General features: G+C 54.7%; 19 protein-coding genes. 10 read left to right on the top strand and 9 right to left on the bottom strand.

Annotated features, from left to right (window positions below; genetic code table 11):
* Positions 1–108 precede the first annotated feature (108 nt).
* From proV to proX, 3 genes are all read left to right on the top strand, one after another.
* Positions 109–1,308, top strand: a complete 1,200-nt coding sequence (gene proV, locus C8D90_RS15010) for a glycine betaine/L-proline ABC transporter ATP-binding protein ProV (protein WP_115459280.1) — start codon at positions 109–111, stop codon at positions 1,306–1,308.
* Positions 1,305–2,405, top strand: coding sequence for a glycine betaine/L-proline ABC transporter permease ProW (gene proW / locus C8D90_RS15005; protein WP_115459279.1), 1,101 nt, complete (start codon positions 1,305–1,307; stop codon positions 2,403–2,405). The genes proV and proW overlap by 4 nt, the downstream gene beginning before the upstream one ends.
* A 141-nt stretch (positions 2,406–2,546) precedes the next feature.
* A complete protein-coding gene (gene proX, locus C8D90_RS15000) occupies positions 2,547–3,515 on the top strand; it encodes a glycine betaine/L-proline ABC transporter substrate-binding protein ProX (protein ID WP_230473030.1) in 969 nt (322 codons plus the stop codon).
* 51 nt (positions 3,516–3,566) lie between these two features.
* Here proX and C8D90_RS14995 read toward each other — a convergent pair whose 3' ends face one another.
* The gene (locus C8D90_RS14995; RefSeq protein ID WP_196238518.1) at positions 3,567–3,968 is read right to left on the bottom strand and encodes a YfeK family protein; all 402 of its coding nucleotides are present in this window, start codon (positions 3,966–3,968) and stop codon (positions 3,567–3,569) included.
* 65 nt (positions 3,969–4,033) lie between these two features.
* A complete protein-coding gene (locus C8D90_RS14990; RefSeq protein WP_115459277.1) occupies positions 4,034–5,092 on the bottom strand; it encodes an FUSC family protein in 1,059 nt (352 codons plus the stop codon).
* Between the two features lie 120 nt (positions 5,093–5,212).
* Between C8D90_RS14990 and sbcB the strand changes: the two genes are divergently transcribed.
* Together sbcB and rarD are read left to right on the top strand one after the other, a co-directional pair.
* Positions 5,213–6,655 carry an exodeoxyribonuclease I gene (gene sbcB / locus C8D90_RS14985; protein WP_115459276.1) on the top strand — a complete coding sequence of 481 codons (1,443 nt, stop codon included), beginning with the start codon at positions 5,213–5,215 and terminating at the stop codon, positions 6,653–6,655.
* 108 nt (positions 6,656–6,763) lie between these two features.
* The gene (rarD, locus tag C8D90_RS14980; RefSeq protein ID WP_115459275.1) at positions 6,764–7,657 is read left to right on the top strand and encodes an EamA family transporter RarD; all 894 of its coding nucleotides are present in this window, start codon (positions 6,764–6,766) and stop codon (positions 7,655–7,657) included.
* A 57-nt stretch (positions 7,658–7,714) separates the two neighbouring features.
* Here the strand turns inward: rarD and C8D90_RS14975 are convergent, their stop codons facing one another.
* Positions 7,715–8,536 (bottom strand): DsbA family protein, encoded by an 822-nt coding sequence (locus C8D90_RS14975; RefSeq protein WP_115459274.1) that lies wholly within the window; start codon positions 8,534–8,536, stop codon positions 7,715–7,717.
* A 456-nt stretch (positions 8,537–8,992) separates the two neighbouring features.
* Between C8D90_RS14975 and C8D90_RS22000 the strand changes: the two genes are divergently transcribed.
* The 5 genes from C8D90_RS22000 to cdd all read left to right on the top strand — a co-directional run bounded on the left by C8D90_RS22000 (position 8,993) and on the right by cdd (position 13,045).
* Positions 8,993–9,250, top strand: a complete 258-nt coding sequence (locus C8D90_RS22000; protein WP_147291372.1) for a hypothetical protein — start codon at positions 8,993–8,995, stop codon at positions 9,248–9,250.
* 240 nt (positions 9,251–9,490) lie between these two features.
* Positions 9,491–10,726: an MFS transporter gene (locus C8D90_RS14970; protein WP_115459489.1), complete on the top strand. Its 1,236-nt coding sequence runs from the start codon at positions 9,491–9,493 to the stop codon at positions 10,724–10,726.
* Between the two features lie 108 nt (positions 10,727–10,834).
* Positions 10,835–11,245, top strand: coding sequence for a CidA/LrgA family protein (locus C8D90_RS14965; protein ID WP_115459273.1), 411 nt, complete (start codon positions 10,835–10,837; stop codon positions 11,243–11,245).
* Positions 11,245–11,937, top strand: a complete 693-nt coding sequence (locus C8D90_RS14960) for a CidB/LrgB family autolysis modulator (RefSeq protein WP_162844410.1) — start codon at positions 11,245–11,247, stop codon at positions 11,935–11,937. Before C8D90_RS14965 ends, C8D90_RS14960 begins: the two co-directional genes overlap by 1 nt.
* Positions 11,938–12,160: 223 nt before the next feature.
* A complete protein-coding gene (gene cdd, locus C8D90_RS14955; protein ID WP_115459271.1) occupies positions 12,161–13,045 on the top strand; it encodes a cytidine deaminase in 885 nt (294 codons plus the stop codon).
* A gap of 65 nt (positions 13,046–13,110) precedes the next feature.
* Here cdd and C8D90_RS14950 read toward each other — a convergent pair whose 3' ends face one another.
* The 6 genes from C8D90_RS14950 to C8D90_RS14925 all read right to left on the bottom strand — a co-directional run bounded on the left by C8D90_RS14950 (position 13,111) and on the right by C8D90_RS14925 (position 19,417).
* Positions 13,111–14,466, bottom strand: a complete 1,356-nt coding sequence (locus C8D90_RS14950) for an MFS transporter (protein ID WP_115459270.1) — start codon at positions 14,464–14,466, stop codon at positions 13,111–13,113.
* Positions 14,467–14,676: 210 nt separating this feature from the next.
* The gene (locus C8D90_RS14945; RefSeq protein ID WP_115459269.1) at positions 14,677–15,435 is read right to left on the bottom strand and encodes a DeoR/GlpR family DNA-binding transcription regulator; all 759 of its coding nucleotides are present in this window, start codon (positions 15,433–15,435) and stop codon (positions 14,677–14,679) included.
* A gap of 138 nt (positions 15,436–15,573) precedes the next feature.
* Positions 15,574–16,554, bottom strand: a complete 981-nt coding sequence (gene ydjG / locus C8D90_RS14940; RefSeq protein WP_115459268.1) for an NADH-dependent methylglyoxal reductase — start codon at positions 16,552–16,554, stop codon at positions 15,574–15,576.
* Positions 16,551–17,510, bottom strand: coding sequence for a carbohydrate kinase family protein (locus tag C8D90_RS14935; protein ID WP_115459267.1), 960 nt, complete (start codon positions 17,508–17,510; stop codon positions 16,551–16,553). The genes ydjG and C8D90_RS14935 overlap by 4 nt, the downstream gene beginning before the upstream one ends.
* A 5-nt stretch (positions 17,511–17,515) precedes the next feature.
* Positions 17,516–18,352, bottom strand: a complete 837-nt coding sequence (locus tag C8D90_RS14930) for a ketose-bisphosphate aldolase (RefSeq protein WP_115459266.1) — start codon at positions 18,350–18,352, stop codon at positions 17,516–17,518.
* A gap of 21 nt (positions 18,353–18,373) precedes the next feature.
* Entirely contained in the window at positions 18,374–19,417 is a 1,044-nt protein-coding gene (locus C8D90_RS14925) for an NAD(P)-dependent alcohol dehydrogenase (RefSeq protein ID WP_115459265.1), read from the bottom strand.
* Between the last annotated feature and the right edge of the window lie 14 nt (positions 19,418–19,431).

Genomic DNA, 19,431 nt, shown 5'->3' with positions numbered 1-19,431 from the left:
CTGATTATGCTAGGGTATAAATCGCCTCAGTACAGCAATACCCTGCATATAATCCTGACAATAACATCTTTACTAATTAATTATTTTTATGGGGAACCTTATTATCGCATGGCAAATAAAGTCGAGATAAAGAATCTATATAAGATATTCGGTGAGAATCCCGAACGGGCATTTAAGCTTATCGGGAAAGGATTGAACAAAGACCAGATATTCAAAAAAACAGGACTTACCGTCGGCATTAATAATGCCAGTCTGGCCATTGAAGAAGGCGAGATCTTCGTCATTATGGGACTCTCCGGTTCGGGGAAATCCACCATGGTTCGCCTTCTCAATCGTCTGATAACCCCCACCCGCGGGGAAGTATTGATTGATGGCCGGGATATCGGCCGGATGTCTGAAGCCGAATTGCTTACCCTGCGCCGCAGTAAAATCAGCATGGTATTTCAGTCATTCGCGCTGATGCCGCACCTCAGCGTGCTGGAGAACACCGCGTTCGGTCTGGAGCTGGCCGGCGTAAGCCCGCAGGAACGCCGGCAGAAAGCGCTGGACGCCCTGCGTCAGGTCGGGCTGGAAAACTACGCCAATTCCTGGCCGGATGAACTCTCCGGCGGTATGCGCCAGCGTGTGGGACTGGCGCGCGCGCTGGCGATTAATCCGGAGATATTACTAATGGATGAAGCGTTCTCCGCGCTTGATCCATTAATCCGCAGCGAAATGCAGGATGAATTAATTAATTTACAGGCGCAGCAACAACGCACCATTATATTTATTTCTCATGACCTCGATGAAGCCATGCGTATCGGCGACCGTATCGCCATTATGCAGGGTGGCGAGGTCGTGCAGGTCGGCACGCCGGAGGAGATATTAAATAATCCGGCCAATGATTATGTACGCACCTTCTTTAAGGGCGTCGATCTCAGTCAGGTCTTCAGCGCCAAAGATATTGTTCATCGCCGCGGATTAACCTTAATCCGCAAAACCCCCGGATTTGGGCCGCGCTCAGCGCTGAAATTATTACGCGATGAAGAGAGCGATTATGGTTACGTCATCGAACGCGGCCATAAATATATCGGGCTGGTCAGTATTGAATCCCTCAAGCAAACATTATCCCGCCAGCAAGGGTTGGAAGATGCCTTATTACCGGACCCGCAGCCGGTATCTGCCGGAACGCAGCTTAACGAATTAATTTCGTTGGTCGCACAATCGCCCTACCGTATTCCGGTTATCGACGACGGGGGTATTTTCCTCGGCGCCATCAATAAAGGCACGCTGTTGCAGGCATTGGATAAAGAAGGAGGTAACGCATGAGCGATTCCGCAACCAACCCGTGGGAAACCGCGGCTGATGCCGGCAATGCCGCCGCAGATGCCGGTGCTAACGCAGCGCCGGCCGCCGATCCCTGGGCGACCGGCGATGCCGCCCATCAGGCCGCGTCTTCCGGCTCCGACTGGCTGAGCGGCGCCTCCGCCGCACAGCCGGAGCATTTCAACTGGCTGGACCCGTTCCAGCATACGCTGATTCCGCTGGATAGCTGGGTGACGCACGGCATCGACTGGCTGGTCAGCCACGGCCGCCCGCTGTTTCAGGCCGTCCGCCTGCCGGTGGATTTCATCCTCAGCGCGTTCCAGCAGGCGCTGACCGGCCTGCCTTCGCCGCTGGCGATCCTGCTGTTCGCGCTGATCGCCTGGCAGTGCTCAGGGCTGGGCATGGGCGTCGCCACCCTGCTTTCGCTGATCGTGATCGGCGCTATCGGCGCCTGGTCGCAGGCGATGGTGACGTTGGCGCTGGTGCTGACCTCGTTGTTCTTCTGCCTGTTGATCGGCCTGCCGCTGGGAATTTGGCTGGCGCGCAGCAACGCGGCGTCGCGGATCATCCGTCCGCTGCTGGACGCCATGCAAACAACGCCGGCGTTCGTGTATCTGGTGCCGATCGTCATGCTGTTCGGCATCGGCAACGTACCTGGCGTGGTGGTGACCATTATTTTCGCCCTGCCGCCCATCGTACGCCTGACCAGCCTGGGCATCCGTCAGGTACCGGCGGATTTGATTGAGGCTGCCAAATCTTTCGGCGCCAATCCGCGTCAGATGCTGTTCCGCGTCCAGTTACCGCTGGCGATGCCTACGATCATGGCCGGGGTAAACCAAACGCTGATGCTCGCCCTGTCGATGGTCGTCATCGCCTCGATGATCGCCGTCGGCGGCCTGGGCCAGATGGTACTGCGCGGCATCGGCCGTCTGGACATGGGCCTGGCCGCCATCGGCGGCGTGGGTATCGTAATTCTGGCCATCATCCTCGATCGCCTGACACAGTCCGTCGGACGCGACAACCGCAGCCGCGGCATGCAGCGCTGGTATCATCGCGGCCCCGCCGGCCTGATTAGCCGTTTGTTCGGCAAACGGGCCTGACCACTCATCCGGGCAACCTGCGCGGCGTTGCCCGGAACGCACGATTTTAACCAAGGAGTATTCATGACCGATAACAAGAACCTGACTTCCCCTACCGTCCGCCAGCGCATCTCTGCCATTCTGGCCGTCGGCGCGCTTGCCATGGGTTCCCTGAGCGTATTTTCCGCCGGCGCAGCCGATTTACCCGGGAAAGGCGTGTCTGTACAGCCACTTCAGAGCAGCATTGCCGAAGAGACTTTCCAGACCCGGCTGGTGAGTAAAGCGTTGGAAAAACTGGGCTATGACGTCCAGCCGATCAAAGAGGTGGATTACAACGTCGCCTATACCTCCGTTGCCGCCGGCGACGCCACGTTCCTGGCGGTAAACTGGGATCAGTTGCACGCCGATATGTATCAGGGCGCAGGCGGCGACAAAAAATTCTACCGCGAAGGCACCTACTCTTCCGGCGCGGCACAGGGTTATCTGATCGACAAGAAAACCGCCGATCAGTACCACATTACCAACATCGCGCAGCTGAAAGATCCGGCCATCGCCAAACTGTTTGACGCCAACGGCGATGGAAAAGCCGACCTGACCGGCTGTGCGCCGGGCTGGGGATGCGAAGCGGCGATCAACTATCAGTTGAAAGCCTACGATCTGAATAACACGGTGGAGCATAACCAGGGCAACTATTCCGCCCTGATCGCCGACACCATCACCCGTTATAAAGAAGGCAAACCGATCCTGTATTACACCTGGACGCCTTACTGGGTCAGCGACGTGCTGAAGCCGGGCCGCGACGTCGTCTGGTTACAGGTGCCGTTCTCCGCCCTGCCGGGAGAAAACCAGAAACTGGACACCAAGCTGCCCAACGGCGCCAACTACGGTTTCCCGGTCAATAACATGAAGATTGTCGCCAACAAAGACTTCGCCGAGAAAAACCCGGCAGCCGCCAAACTGTTTGCCATCATGAAACTGCCGGTAGCGGACATCAACGCCCAGAACCTGCGCATGCATGACGGGGAAAACTCAGAGGCCGACATCGAACGCCATACCGATGGCTGGATCAAAGCCCATCAGGCCACGTTCGATGGCTGGATAAAAGAAGCGGTCAACGCCGCAAAAAAATAACGCGATGATCCCCCTCTCCTGCGCCTCCCGGCGCGGGAGAGGAACTAACGATTAAGGCTTCACGCCTTCCGCATCCACCTTCTTCAGCAATGCGTGCAGAAATACATCCGCCCTTTCCGTTCCTTTCTCCGGAATCTTCACTTCATACGGCTTTCCGCTGATGGACGATTTCGACGCCACGTGATCAATGAATTGCTCGGCGGTATCCACCCGCTTGCGGGTTTTGCTCAGCTTCAGCCGTAAATGAGACGCCGCCTCAGCGGCCGTATGCTCGCTGCCGTTACGCACGAAGACTAACGAAGTCTGTTTTCCCAGCTCGGTCAGCATGGCGTCAACGCGCGCTTCCTGCGTTGCGTCTAACGCCGCCTGCGCGCCGGGCGCCAAAGTCAGGCCAAGCAGCAGAGGGAAAAGCAATACGGCACGGCGCAAAGCCGTAATCAATGATGAACGCATAATAATCATATCCTTATGTCTCGGAATCAGGCTGACAGGCCATTCATTGCTGCACTATAACCGCCTCAGCGGCCCATCGCCATCTTAATCAGATCGCGCAATTCATCCAACTGCCTCGCCAGCTCCAGATTCAGCCAGACATAGCCGAAGATCGGCGCTTCTACGTCCTGACGGGCCTTTACCTGCTCCAACAGCAGTTTCAGCTCGCCGGAAATCTCTTGCAGACCGCGCTCGCTTCGTTCCTCCAGCGCCACGTCGCCCTCCAGCAACAGCGCGGAAAGCTGATTCAGGGTATCCACCGTCAGCCGCTGAAAGGCGCGCAGGCGCGAGGCGTTGAGCATAATAAAGTGGCTTTCGCGGCTGGCCCAGTAGGCGTCGGTCAGCAATTCCAGCGTAGTCACTACGTTGCGCGTCATTACCTGAATCGCTTCGAACACCGCTTTATCCAGATGCGCTTCCTGCGCCGACGGGCCGACGAAGGCGCGAATCTTCACCACGTCGTTCAAAATCCGCTGATGCCGGGCGTTAAGCGGTGGACGCTCCACGATGTTCGGCGAAACGTAAGCCGCGTAAATCCGGGCCATCTCCGCCAGGTTTTCGCTCATCTTCAGACGCCAGTGAATAAAGGCCTTTTGCGGATAAATACTGGTGAACAGCAGCGCCAGCAGGGAACCGATGATCACGTCGCCGCTGCGCCACAGCGCGGTATACAGATCGCCGGGGCCGGCGCCGGTCACCACGCCGAGGGTAATGCCGATCAGCAGCCCCATATACGGCCGCTTGCCCAGCGCCATATAGCCGCACACGAACATCGCCGCCCCGCACCAGAGCAACATCAGCGGCAGCGAATACACCTCCAGGTACAGCGCCACCAGCCCGGAAGCGGCGCCGAACACCGTTCCCATCACCCGCTGGAACGCCCGCACGGTGACGTTGCCCCAGAACGAAATCGGCCCCATCACCACCACCAGCGTGATCAGCGGCCAGGTGCCTTCCGGCACCTCAAGCAGGCGGATAATCAAAAAAGTCAGCACAAAAGCCAGCGCCATACGCACGGCATGAGTAACGCGATAATGGCCGTAAATCAGCCTTTCCGGACGGGAAATTTTTCTGTCGAGACGCACCGGGCACCTTCAAAAACCACACCAAACAACGCGCCATAGTATAGAACGAGATATAACAAGTTTCAGGCCGCCGTTGGGTTTACGCGCCATCGCGGTTACACTAACGCCATCCGAACCCGCATGAGAGATGATATTTTGAGCAGCAAGGCCGCGCCCACGTTCCTCATCCACGACTATGAAACCTTCGGCAAACACCCGGCCCGCGATCGCCCGGCGCAGTTCGCCGCGATTCGCACCGACGCGGACTTCAATATCATCGACGATCCGGTGGTGATCTTCTGTAAACCCGCCGATGATTATTTGCCCGACCCCGAAGCGGTGATGATCACCGGCATCACGCCCCAGCAGGCATTGGCGCAGGGGGGGTGCGAGGAGGAGTTCGCCACCCGCATCCACGCGCTGTTCAGCCAGCCGGGCACCTGCATCATGGGTTACAACAACATTCGTTTTGACGACGAAGTCACCCGCAACGTGTTTTACCGTAATTTCTACGATCCTTACGCCTACAGCTGGCAAAACGGCAATTCGCGCTGGGACTTGCTGGACGTGATGCGCACCTGCTACGCCCTGCGCCCGGACGGCATTAACTGGCCGGAAAACGAGGACGGACTGCCCAGCTTTCGCCTTGAGCATTTAACCAAAGCCAACGGCATCGAACACGAAAACGCCCACGACGCGATGGCCGACGTGTACGCCACCATCGCGATGGCGAAGCAGGTCAAACAGGCGCAGCCCAAGCTGTTCGACTACCTGTATCAACTGCGCAACAAGCATAAAGTCTCGGCACTGATCGATATCGCGGAAATGAAGCCGCTGGTGCACGTCTCCGGTATGTTCGGCGCGCTGCGCGGCAACACCAGTTGGGTTGCGCCGCTGGCCTGGCATCCGGAAAACCGCAACGCGGTCATTATGTGCGACCTGGCCGGCGACATGACGCCGCTGCTGACGCTGGAGGCCGACGCCCTGCGCGAACGCCTGTACACTCGGCGCGACGCGCTGGCAGAAGATGAAGCGCCGGTGCCGCTCAAGCTGGTGCACATCAATAAATGCCCGGTGCTGGCGCCGGCCAAAACCCTGCTGCCGGAGAACGCCGATCGCCTCGGCATCGACCGCGCCCGTTGCCTGGCCAACCTGCAATTGCTGCGCGATCATCCCGGCATCCGCGACAAAGTCGTGGCGGTGTACGCGGAAGCCGAGCCGTTTCAGGCGGCGGATGACGTCGACGCCCAGCTTTACGACGGCTTCTTCAGCGACGCGGACAAAGCCGCCATGCAAATTATCCGTGAAACCAAACCGCAGAACCTGCCGGCGCTGGATCTGGCGTTTAACGATAAACGCATGGCGCCGCTGCTGTTTCGCTACCGCGCGCGTAACTACCCTGCAACGCTTACCGACGCCGAACAGCGCCGCTGGCATCAGCATCGTCAGGAAGCGCTCAACCCGCAGCGGGTGCAGGATTACATCATGACGCTGGAGCAACTCTACAACCAGTATGAAGGCGAGCAGGACAAAATCACCCTGCTGAAGGCGCTGTTTGATTACGCCAGAAAATTGGTGGGATAAGTCTTCTCTTTTTCAGCCCCGGCGTTGCCGGGGCATGACCTGAATCATCTTATGTCATATATATCCCTGTTACCGTAACCGGGTATTCCTCTGCAAGAAAGGCCAACCATGTTGTTTATCAACGGACCGCTGCTGGCGGTTCTGGCGTTTATTTTGTGGGGTATCACCCCGCTGTTCTACCAATTGCTGCCCGGCGCCAACGCCCTCGAACTGCTGGCCCAGCGCCTGTTCTGGTCGGTGCCGTTGCTGCTGCTGTTACGCCTGTTGTTTAAACAGCGCACGCCCTGGCGCGATGTCTGGCGGGATAAGGGGTCGCTCTTTTTCTGCCTGTTGGCCGGCGCCATCATGAGCCTGTCGTGGACCTCGTTTATCTATGCCCTGACCCATGGTCAGGTAATCGAGGCCAGCCTGGGTTACTTCACCAATCCGCTGTTCTCCATCGCGCTCGGCGTGATCTTTCTCCATGACCGCCTGAGCCGTTTTCAGCGCATCGCCGTCGTGCTGGCAATCTGTGGTCTGGCGTATCAAATCATTCTTGCCGGCGATGTTCCGGTGCTGGCCCTGGTGATGGGCAGCGCCTTTGCCTTTTACGGCCTGGTGCGCAAATTCATCCGCTACGACATCATGACAGCGCTGACGCTGGAAACCCTGTGGATGCTCCCGCTGGGGATTGTTATCACCGTCTGGCTGCATCTCAGCGGCCAGAGCGCGCTGGCCGGAGCCGATACGACCACGCACCTGCTCTACGCCCTGAGCGCGCCGGTCACTTTCGCTCCGCTGGTGCTGTTCGCCGCGGCGCTCAAACGCACCACGCTCACCGTGATCGGGCTGGCGCAATACGTCGAGCCTTCGCTGCAGTTCTTGCTGGCCGTGGTGTTATTCGGCGAACCGCTGCAAAACGCGAAGCTGGTCAGCTTTTCGTTGATCTGGCTGGGATTGCTGTTTTGCATTTATGAAATGTTGCGCCAGCATTGGCGCTTCCGTCATATGAAAATGCGTTAACGCAGGTAAGGTACGGGCCGGAAATAACGCATTAACCGGCCTGTATAAATAACCGGGTTACCCTTTTTCAGCCTGTGAAATTGCCTTCTGTAATATATCCTGCGTCGTACTGCCCGGAATAACGGTGACGGCCTGCGCGTCCCCGGCATTCTGCGGCATTATGATGAAGGCGGGCGTACCGGCGATCTGCAACCGCTGCCCCAAATCCATATTGGCCTGAATTGCCGGCTGAGCTTTGTCCACCGTTTTACGCTGTTGCGCAGACAGCCATTTATCGGCGGCCTGATTAACGTCCTGCGCCGTTAGCGCGCCTTCATTTTTCCCCGTAGAGAAAACGGCATTATGGTAGGCCAGGTAGGCTTGCGCGCCCTTTTGCTGCCAGATGGTTTCCCCGACAGCGGCCGCATAACCGGAAACCGGCCAGCGCGAGGCAAAAATCGGGAAATCTTTAAATACGAAACGCACCTTCGGATTCGCTTTTATTACCTGCTCCAGCACCGGATTGATTTTGCTGCAATAAATGCACTGGTAGTCGAAGAACATCACCAGCGCCACTTTGGCGTCTTTCGGCCCGACCGACGGCGTGGCCGGGTCCAGCAGCGTGGCCCGCTCTTTCCAGGCTAAAGACTGCATCACCTGCCGTTGTTCCATCTCCTGCTTTTGCTGCAGGTTCTGGCTGGCGGTAACCAGAAACTCCGGATGTTCGCTCAGCCAGGTTGCCATAATGCGCCCGAGTTTATCCGGGTGCTGTTCAAAGTAGCGCTCCGCCATCTGCCCTAACTGCTCGTCGGTCAACGTCTTTGACGTTTCGGCATGCGCAGGAAAGGTGCCTGCGGACAACGCAAAGCACAAAAAAGAAACCGCAAAACTCGTTTTCATAGGATATTCAGCCCTATCAATAGGTTAACAATTCAGACATTCCGTTACGGCCGGGACACGATGGATTCCTGCTACCGATTACCGTGTATTAACGTATCTTTAAGAACGCTCTGACCCTCACTGACTATTGAGTTTAGCAAATACAGACGCCTTCACAGGTCAGACAGGAAATATCCTATCAATACGAATAGTCTGGAGTTTTTTCTGCCGGCGGGTACTTAATCAATCTAGTATGGCAGGATTCACTTCACAACTGCTTAAGTAATATGGAAAATCCCTACTCAACGTCGGCCTAAATAAAAACGCGCTTATATTTTTGTAGTTACATTATTTAAATTAATCCCCGCTTTAATTTTCATCGTCTTTGCAATCTGATATTTCCCTTTCGCCATAATACTGGTATAAATCAGCAGAAATATTATCTACTTCATTTGCCAATATATTCGGAGAATTTATATGGAACTAATTTATAATATAGATGAATATAAAAAATGGATAATTGCGGTCTGTTTCAATAGCACCAGTAATGACTGCAGCGAACTTATTGACGATGCCGATATTGATAACTTCATCACCCAAACTCATCCTTTGGATTATCCTTGCGTTTGCCTGGCTACACCGGGGCCGGTTTTTATTTCCTCGTATTCCATTCTTTTTATCTATAGAAATCAAATCAACGAATGGGCAAAAACATTACAGGAGGCAAGGATATAGCCGATACAGCACCCCTTGCAGGACGGAGTTTTCCTATAAAAATAAGTCTGTCTTAATGCCATTTTTTTCACCGGGTAATTATATTAAATGCCTTTATCACCAGGCTAAATTTTTCATGTCCATTTTTCTTGATAAACATAGCAATATTATACGGTTAGTTTACACTCAATAAGATGCGTGCTTTGCCGGTACGCACCGGTGCTTCCGTTACGCCTCATTCAGAAAAACTAACTTATGATACTGAAAGGATTCCCGCCGCTGGTTGTGGCTTTATTATGCTCGTCGCTGGTGCTGACCGTTGGCCGAGCCATCACGCTCCCTTTTATTACCATTTACATGACGGAGCATTTTCGCCTGGTGCCGGCCTCCGTGGGCCTGATCCTCGGTATCAGCCTGGGTGTCGGCATTGTATGCAGTTTTTACGGCGGTTATCTGGTCGATCGCTTCAACAAGCACTCTCTTATTCTGCTCAGTATCGCCGCCTTCGGCAGTACGTTTTTCATCATGCCCTGGCTCAACCATGCGCTGTGGATCATACCGGTTCTGGCGCTGTTGCATGCCGCTTACTCCGTATTCAGCATCGCCCTGAAAGCCTGTTTCGCCGAGTGGCTGCCGGTAAAGCAGCGCATACGCGGGTTTTCACTCAACTACACCCTGGTCAACGTCGGTTGGGCGATCGGTCCGGCGCTGGGCGTTTTTTCCGCCTCTTTTTTTCCCATGCTGCCCTTCATTCTTTCAGGGTTGCTGGCATTCAGCGTGATGGGCGTACTGGCCTGCCGGCTAGGCCATTACGGCACGCCGCCGGAACCTGAAGAGGCGCAGGCCCCCGTACAGCGGCTGAACTTCCGTGAGACATTCCGCATTCTGAGTCATGACCGCCGTCTGATTTACTTTACACTGGGTAGCACGTTGGGCGCGATGGTAGCCGGTCAGTTCACCGGCTACCTTTCCCAGTACCTGATTACCGTCAGCAATGCGGCGTTTGCTTATCAGGTTATCGGCGCGGTCATGACGGTAAACGCCGTGGTGGTGATCACCCTGCAATACTTGCTCAGCCGCAATATGAACAAAGATAACCTGCTGCGCTGGCTGGCATTCGGTACGCTGTTTTTTGCCTGCGGCCTGCTGGGTTTTGCGCTGGCCGGTCACTCCATACCGATATGGATGATCGCCATGGCTATCTTCACCCTGGGTGAAATTATCGTCGTGCCGGTGGAATACCTGTTTATCGATTTCATCGCGCCGCCGCACCTCAAGGGCAGCTACTACGGCGTTCAGAACCTCGGTAACCTGGGTGGCGCAGTTAACCCCGTGCTGTGCGGCTTTCTGCTTTCCGTGACGCCGCCGGCCACCATGTTTTACGTGCTGATCGCGCTGTGCCTGTTTAGCCTGGCATTTTTTTATTACGGCTATCATCTGGCGCATCCCGGCGTACCTGCGCTCAGCGCGCGTGACGATAACAAAGACGTCCGATAACCATCGCGAATGGCATGAACAGTATGTATTCTTTTCATGATGTGATCGGTAGCACATTTTTGACTTTAATTGTATGATGAATACGTTTTCTTCCTTAGGTAAAACCTCATGTCCACTATCATTTCCGCTTGCTGGCAGTATCTGAGAGCCTTCGTGCTGATCTATCTCTGCCTGTTCGTCGGCAATGCGATCTCCGCATTACTGCCGATCACCATCCCCGGCAGTATCCTCGGCATGCTGCTGCTGTTCGCCCTGCTGGCTTCGCAGATCCTGCCGGCCCATTGGGTAAAACCCGGTTGCCATGTACTGATTCGTTACATGGCGCTGCTGTTCGTTCCCATCGGCGTGGGCGTCATGAGCTATTACGATGAACTCACCAGTCAGTTCGGCCCGCTGGTGGTTTCCTGCGTGGTCAGTACGTTCATTACTATGTTGGTCGTGGTCTACAGCTCGCATATGGTGCATCGCGAACGCATCATCGGCGCGCCGGCGGATGAGGAAACGGGAGGAAAAGAGTGATGGCTTACATCTGGTGGTCCCTGCCCCTGACGCTGCTGGTGTTCTTCGCCGCCCGTCGTCTGGCGCAGAAGCTGAATATGCCGCTGCTGAATCCGCTGCTGGTGTCGATGGTGGTGATCATTCCCATCCTGCTGCTGACCCATACGCCTTACGAGCACTACTTCAGCGGCAGCAAAATCCTTAACGACCTGCTGCAACCCGCCGTGGTCGCGTTGGCTTTTCCATTGTACGAACAGCTGCATCAAATTCGCGCGCGCTGGAAGTCCATCATCTCCATCTGCTTTATCGGCAGCGTTACCGCTATGGTGACCGGCACTGCGATTGCGCTGTGGCTCGGCGCGACGGAGCAGATCGCAGCCTCAGTGCTGCCGAAGTCCGTCACGACGCCAATCGCGATGGCCGTCGCTCAGTCGATTAACGGTATTCCGGCCATCAGCGCCGTATGCGTGATTTTCGTCGGCATTCTTGGCGCCGTGTTCGGTCATACGCTGTTTAATACGCTGAAGATAAAAACCAAGGCCTCACGCGGATTGGCGATGGGTACGGCTTCCCATGCGCTGGGTACGGCACGCTGCGCCGAGATGGATTATCAGGAAGGCGCGTTCAGTTCACTGGCGTTGGTCATTTGCGGGATCATCACATCGCTGCTGGCGCCGTTTATTTTTCCGCTCCTGATGCAGATGTTTGGATAAGCAGGGTTATACCACGCCGTTGCGGGCATTCAGGCAACGGCGTTGCTATCATTTTCTTATCGCCTGTCGCTCAGACATTTGTCTCATCAGGCCAAAAATATGCGGCTAATCGCAAAAATGTCATTTTCATTACATTAATTACATCAAAATAGTGACTATTTTCACAAAAAAACTTCGAAATCCTTCCTAAACTACCAGTCCGTTATCAACCAGAGGCTTTTCCATGCACGCACGTTTTACTGCGGCCTTCAGCCAGCTTTCCGCCGCTTTGCAAACCGCATTAGCTCCTCTGCTGGAGCAGGATGAATTCCCTGCCTTCTTAACCGCCGCGCAGGCAGAAGCCGTAAAACAGGCCTCCGGGCTTGACGACGACGCACTGGCGTTTGCCCTGTTGCCTCTCGCCGCCGCCTGTTCGCTGGCGCCGGTGTCTGAATTTTTCGTCGGCGCCGTTGCGCGCGGCCTTAGCGGCAACCTCTACTTCGGCGCCAATATGGAGTTCGCCGGTACGCCGCTGCAACAAACCATTCATGCCGAACAGTGCGCCGTCACCCACGCCTGGATGCGCGGTGAGCGCGGCCTGGCGTCAATCACGGTGAATTACACGCCCTGCGGACACTGCCGCCAGTTTATGAACGAACTGAACAGCGGCACCGGGCTGACGATCCGTCTGCCGGGGCGGGCGCCGGCAACGCTGGGCGACTACCTGCCGGATGCCTTTGGCCCGCGCGACCTGAACATCACCACCCTGCTGATGGACGAAACCCGCCACGGTTTGAGCAGCAGCAACCAAGACCCGCTGACGCAGCAAGCCGTTGCCGCCGCAGACCAAAGCCATGCGCCTTACAGCCGCTCCTACAGCGGCGTGGCGCTGGAAGCGGAAGACGGCGCCGTGTTCACCGGCCGTTATGCCGAAAACGCAGCGTTCAACCCCAGCCTGCCGCCGCTGCAGGCGGCCCTGATTCTGATGAACCTGTCAGGGCGCGACCTTCGCCATATCCGCCGCGCGGTGCTGGCGGAAACCCAGGGCTCCCTCCTTACCCAATGGCCCGCTACGCAGGCTACGTTGCTGGCGCTGGGCTGCAAAAACAGCGAACATCATCTTCTTTGATAGCAAAGAAACAGGCCGCTCCCAGAGCGGCCTGTTTCTTTCTCCCCCAACCTTTTCCATTCGTCTTACAGACCGGCAATTTCTTCCAGCGAAACCATCCGGGTTTCCACGCCCAGCAACAATATGACCAGCGCGCAAAACACCAGCAGCACGCCCAGCGTAATAAACACCGTGATCGATCCATAATGCGTCAGCAGCGCTGCAACGCCATACGGCGTAAATACGGCAATAATCCGCCCGACGGAATTCACGAATCCGGAACCCCGCAGACGCATATGCGTCGGCCACAGCTCCGGAATATAAACCGCAGATGAAAAGCACACGTACATATACAGGAAAAAGATCATGATCAGACCATACAGGATAATACCGAGTTCAGTTTGCTGAATGGAATAGCAATACCCCAGCGCGGCAATAATAATCAGCAGGCCGGAACCAAACCATTTACGCGGAAAACGGTCAATCACCAGCGTCGCGACAAATATTCCTGCCGGCGCGCCAATCATGATAATCGCCGTCATTAAAATAGACTGGGTGACGTCAATACCGGAGTTAACAAATATGGTCGGGATCCAGACGGTAATCGTATACAGCGAAATATTCATCGCAATCAGCACGGTTATAGCCACCAGCGTTTTGCGTAACATTTTGCCCTTAAACAGCAACCAGAAAGAATCCGATTCTTCAGCATCCGCTTTTTTCTCTGCGGAGATCAACGGCGCGGTAAGGCGGATATTTTTTTCCTGCTCAATGCTTGCTTCAATTTCCCTGATGCTCTCTTCCGCCTGCGTTTTTCGTCCTTTCTTTGCCAGCCAGCGCGGCGACTCGATAAAGTAACCGGAAGAAAGAAACCATAGAATCAGCATGGCGCAGCCGCCCAAAAGAAACATGATGCGCCAGCTGAGAAAGGTAATGACGACAACGCCGATACCTGCCGACAGTAACGGCGCCCAGTTACCAACGAAAGAGAGCCTGGCGGACCAGGTTCCCCGGACGTTGGCCGGGATAAATTCGGTAAAAGAGGCGTATCCGATCATGATCAGCGCCCCCATTCCGGTGCCCATCAGGCAGCGGAAAAAGATAAGCCAATACATGTTCGGAGAAAAAGACGCCGCAATGGCCGCCACGGTGACAATCAGCAGATTCAGGCGAAAGGCTTTACGGCGCCCCAGGCTGTCGCCGATAAACCCGCCCAGCAGAGAACCGATAAAATACCCGAACATCATCGCCGAGGTGAAAGCCGCATTCAGATAGTTATCCGACCAGCCGTTGCTCACCAACTTAGCCAGCACGACGTTACCGGAATAACTGAGGAAGCCGGTTACCAGCAGGCTCATGCCGGTTATGCCGAATATTTTATAGTGAAAGGACGAAAGAGGTAATCGATCCAGTCTTGCTCCAATATTATCATTATCATTCATTACTGTTGTCCCATGGGTTAACCCGACATTAAGCAGAGCGATGCCGCATTGCGATTAACAGGCGAACGTCAAAAACTTCACGTAATATATTTATAATTATTCAGGACAGAATCAGGGTAAACGTCATAAACGGCAGTATAAATATGCTGCCGTCCGGATCATAAAAAGATTCCTGAAAATACTTTCTTTACCTGCGCCGGATAATATCCGTTAAAATATTAACTGAATCCCTTTTTGCTCGCATAATGAAATCCATTTCGCCTCCGGTTTTTTATCGGTAATGATATAATTAATGTGATCCAGCTCGACCAGACGCACGAAGGCCTTACGATTAAACTTGGAATGATCGACAAGCAAAGCAACCTCCGTCGCCTGGCCGATCATCGCCTTCTTAATTTCCGCTTCGGCTTCGTTGGAGTCCAGTGCGCCGCTTTCAATATCCAGCCCTTTACAGCTCATCACCATAATGTCGACGTGATATTTACCGATCACCTCTTTCGTCAGTATTCCCTGCAAAGAAAGGGTGTTCTTATTAAATTCACCGCCGGTGGAAACAACGTTCACGTCGGAATGCGCCAGTTCGTGAAAAGCCTCCGCCGAGTTCGTTAACACCGTCAGTTCGCCGCGATCTTTGAGCATCCTTAACAACGCCATAACCGTCGTACTGGAATCGGCGGACATGGTCGTTTTATTTTTAAGGAACGGCAATGCCTTTAACGCGATGGCCTTTTTCTCTTCCAGAAAAGACTTCGCTCTTTTATAAAAGTGCAGGTTCTCAGAAAGCGTGTCGGAATTAAGCACCGCGCCGCCATAGGTCCTGGTCACGAAGCCTTCTCCTTCGAGCTTTTCCAGATCGCGCCGAATGGTCTCCTCAGTGACCTGGAAAATCTGACTCAAATTCGCGACGGTAACTTTTTTGTCATTGGTTACCATCTGCTTGATGGCCTGAAGACGATCTCTGGCTGACACGTGCTTATCCCCTGTTTACGTCCGTTAGATAACAGATAACGAGTATGTCATACGCCATCTTTGTTTTCAAAAAATCCTATCCGAAACAGATTATTTGACCTGTGTTTTAGGCAAACGGATGTATTCTTCACCGCAGCTTTAACGATCCAGCGCCTGCGCCATTTCCCGCATTAACCGCAAGTCAGCATCGCTGATGCGCAGCGCCGCCGCAGCAACGTTTTCCCGCACCTGCTGCGGTGACGTTGCGCCGCTGAGAATGGAGATATTCTCCCCCTGCGCCAGGATCCACGCCAGCGCCAGGGCCGGAACGGAGCATTGATATTTGTCGCACAGGGGCTTCCAGCGCGCCAGCATATCAATCACCCGGGGCATATTTTCCTTTTGGAACCAAACCTTGTTCGCCTGCGCGCCAACGGGGACATAGTCCGGGGTGATGGTTCCCGTCAGCAGCCCCTGCTCCAGCGGCGAATAAACCTGCAAAACGATGCCATGCCTGGCGCAGAGCGGCAGCAAGTCGTGTTCCACACCCCGATCCAGCAGGCTGTATTTGGCCTGCACGATATCCAGATCGCCGTATTGCAGGTAGCTTTCAACATGATGAATATCGACGTTGGCCGCGCCGATCGCCTTAATCTTGCCCTTTTTCTTCAGTTCGTTCAGCACTGCCATCGTTTCCGCCACCGGTGTGAAAAAAGGTGGAACGGACTGCCAGTGCGTCATGTAAATATCGATGTGGCTGATGTTAAGGCGCGCCAGGCTGGCCTCGATTTCTTCCCTGATCGATTCAGGAGAAAGATTTTTATACAACTGGCGATCGCCGACCTTATTAAACAGGCTGCCTTCACGTTCCCAAACGATGCCGCACTTGGTTTCAACCACGATCTTTTCGCGCGGCAGCGTTTTCAGCGCTTTGCCGACGATCACCTCGCTGTTGCCGAAGTTATAGCCGGGCGCGGTATCAATCAGGTTAATACCGCACCGGCAAGCCTCGCGGATGGTGTCGATACAAACCTGCGTATCCAAATCGCCGTTCCACGCCGGACCGCCGCCAATCGCCCAGGTGCCCAATCCCATTTGGGATACCTGCAGGCCCGTTTTACCCAGCGGTATCATTTTCATTTTGCTTTCCCTTCCCCGTTATTTTTCAACAGTGTTTCAACCTGCAACCGGTTCTGCACCCCGGTCGTGGCGCCAAGGCTTTGCACGGAAATCGCCGCGGTGGCGTTGGCAAAGCGGGCGCATTCATCCAGCGTTTTGCCCTCCAGCAGTCCGGTAATAAAACCGGAGGCGAAGTTATCGCCGGCGCCAATCGTGTCCACGGGCCGGATACCCGGCACCGCCGGAACGGCCAACGTCTCGCGGGCATTTTTGATGTAACACCCGTTTTTGCCCGTTTTCATTACCACCGTTTTTACCCCGCAGCGTAAAAACGCATCGACGATGGCCTCCGGCTCCGTTTCACCGGTTAACGTGCGGGCTTCATCGAAGTTGGGAAACAGGTAATCGACATAGCTCAGCGCTTCGCGAATATCTTCCAGAGTTTCATTCAGCCGGGGTTTAATCATGTCGGCACAGATAATCAGCCCCCCGGCCTTTGCGCGGGTAAAAATCTGCACCAGCGCCGGGCCATCCAGCAGCGGGCTGTTAAAAATACTGGCCAGCGATAGCAGCCGCGCCTCACCGAAACGGGAAAAGTCGATATCGTTAATATTGAGTTTCCACAGGCTGCCGTTGCGGTTGGTAACGAACGTGCGTTCCCCGTCTTCAGTGACCAGGCCGACGTTGATTGAGGTATCGATATGCTCATCGCAGATCAGGTTCTGAATATCGATCCCCTCGCGCCGGCAGGCCTCCAGAATAAAATGCCCCGGCGCATCCCGGCCAATCCGGCTCATCAACGCAACCTTATGGCCCAGCCGGGAAATAATCGTCGCTTCATTGATCGCATCGCCGCCGATAGTCATGGCAATCCGCTCCAGCGGGTAAGAGTCAATGTCGAAAATGTTCTTACTCACCGGCTGTAACGGAATATCGACAATGGCGGCGCCAATGCAGATTACGTCTATCGTTTTCATGGCCGCTATTCCGCCCTTCCGTCGGAGCCAAACAGACGGATTTTTTCCAACGCCCGCTCTTTCACCGCTTTTCTGACTTCCCGCTCCAGGTGCAGGAAGGGCTGCCCGCAGTTTTCATTAACGGCAGCCATCGCGGCCTGACAAAGCTCCGTGTGAATATTAATCTTGGTTATTCCAAGGGAAATCGCGACCCGGATATCCTCATCGCTGATCCCCGATGCGCCATGCAGCACCAGCGGAACGGAGACGGCGGCGCGCACTTTTTCAATCACGTCGAAATTCAGCTTCGGTTCCGAGGTATAAACGCCGTGCTGATTGCCAATTGCCACCGCCAGCGAATCACAGCGGGTTCTTTCAACAAACTCCGCCGCCTGCGCCGGATCGGTATAATGGTACGAGGCCAGCGCTTCTTCATAGACGGTTTCATTGCCGACGTGGCCCAGCTCCGCCTCAATGGGAATGCCGAGCGGGTGGAAATAATCCACGGCTTCTTTGGTCAGGCGGATGTTCTCTTCAAAATCAAATGCCGAGGCGTCGCGCATCAGAGAATTCATGCCGTGCCGCCACGCATTTTGAATAATCTCCAGGTTACGGCCGTGATCCCAATGCGTAATCACCGGCACGCTCGCTTTTTCGGCCATAGAAACCATCATGTGAGAGAAATCTTCAAATGAGGTATTACCGACGAACCCGGTGCCGAAAGAAATAATTACCGGTGAACGCGCTTCTTCGGCCGCGTCAATCGTCCCCATCAGCATTTCCGCATTCCAGACATTAAAATGAGGGATCGCGTAATACTTTTCCTGTGCCTGTGTTTCCCAATATTGAATACTCGCCAACATAGTACAGCTCCTCAATTTAAATTAACCGGCGACTTTAATGACGCCCTTGATAATGTCTTTCTTGTTATTCACAGACTCTTCAAACGCACGCTGTACGTCTTCATAGTCATAGATATTGGTCACCATGGATTTCACGTCGAACCGGCCTGAGGAAATCGCCTCAATGGTAACGGGAAAGCGGTTGGCGTAGCGGAATACGGTCTGAATGGAAACTTCCCGGTTTATTTTCAGGAAATTGATCGGCGTGTCGCCCGGCACCGTCCCGACAATCATAATTTTCCCGCCGCGCATTACCAGATAAGGCGCCAGTTTGACCGTCGCCTGCGCGCCCGCGCTTTCAAACACGATGTCCGCGCCGGCGTCGCCCAGCAGCTCCTGGCACCGGCTCGCCACATCCGCCGCAGCGCCGTCGATAACGTGACGTGCGCCGAGCTTAAGCGCCATCTCCAGCCGTTTTGCCAGCACATCGACAACGACAATGTCAGTCGCGCCCATGCAGCGGCAGGCCTGTAGCGTCATGAGGCCGATACAGCCCGCGCCCAGGATCACGATCTTTTTCCCCGGTTTCACATCTGCCAGCATCGCCGCATGAATGCCCACCGCCGCAGGCTCCACCAGCGCCCCTTCCATCGTGTCCATATTTTCCGGCAGTTTGTAAGTGAAGCTTTCCGGATGACATAAATAATGGGTTAACGCGCCGCGGTAATTCGGCTGGGTCGCCATAAAATCAACGTCGGGGCAAATATTGTATTTGCCTTCCAGGCAATAACGGCATTTACCGCAGGGAACGCCCGGTTCAATATTGACCTTATCCCCGATTTTAAATTTCTTAACGCCGCGCCCGACGGCAACGACGGTTCCCGCACATTCATGCCCCAGGCCAATTTCCTGATTGGGATCTTTCGGCGGAATAAAAGGGCCGGACTCGAAGCCATGAACGTCAGAGCCGCAAATACCCACGTATTCAATATTAATCAGGACTTCATCATCTTTCGGCACGGGAATATCAGCCGGAATAATTTTCATGGTTCCCGGCGTTTTCAATATAGCTTTGGAATTATTCATTCTATTTCTCCAGA

The sequence above is a fragment of the Enterobacillus tribolii genome, assembly GCF_003363015.1.
Classification (GTDB): Bacteria; Pseudomonadota; Gammaproteobacteria; order Enterobacterales; family Enterobacteriaceae; genus Enterobacillus; species Enterobacillus tribolii.
Note: the sequence above shows the minus strand (reverse complement) of the source record. Positions and strands in the feature narration are given on the sequence as shown.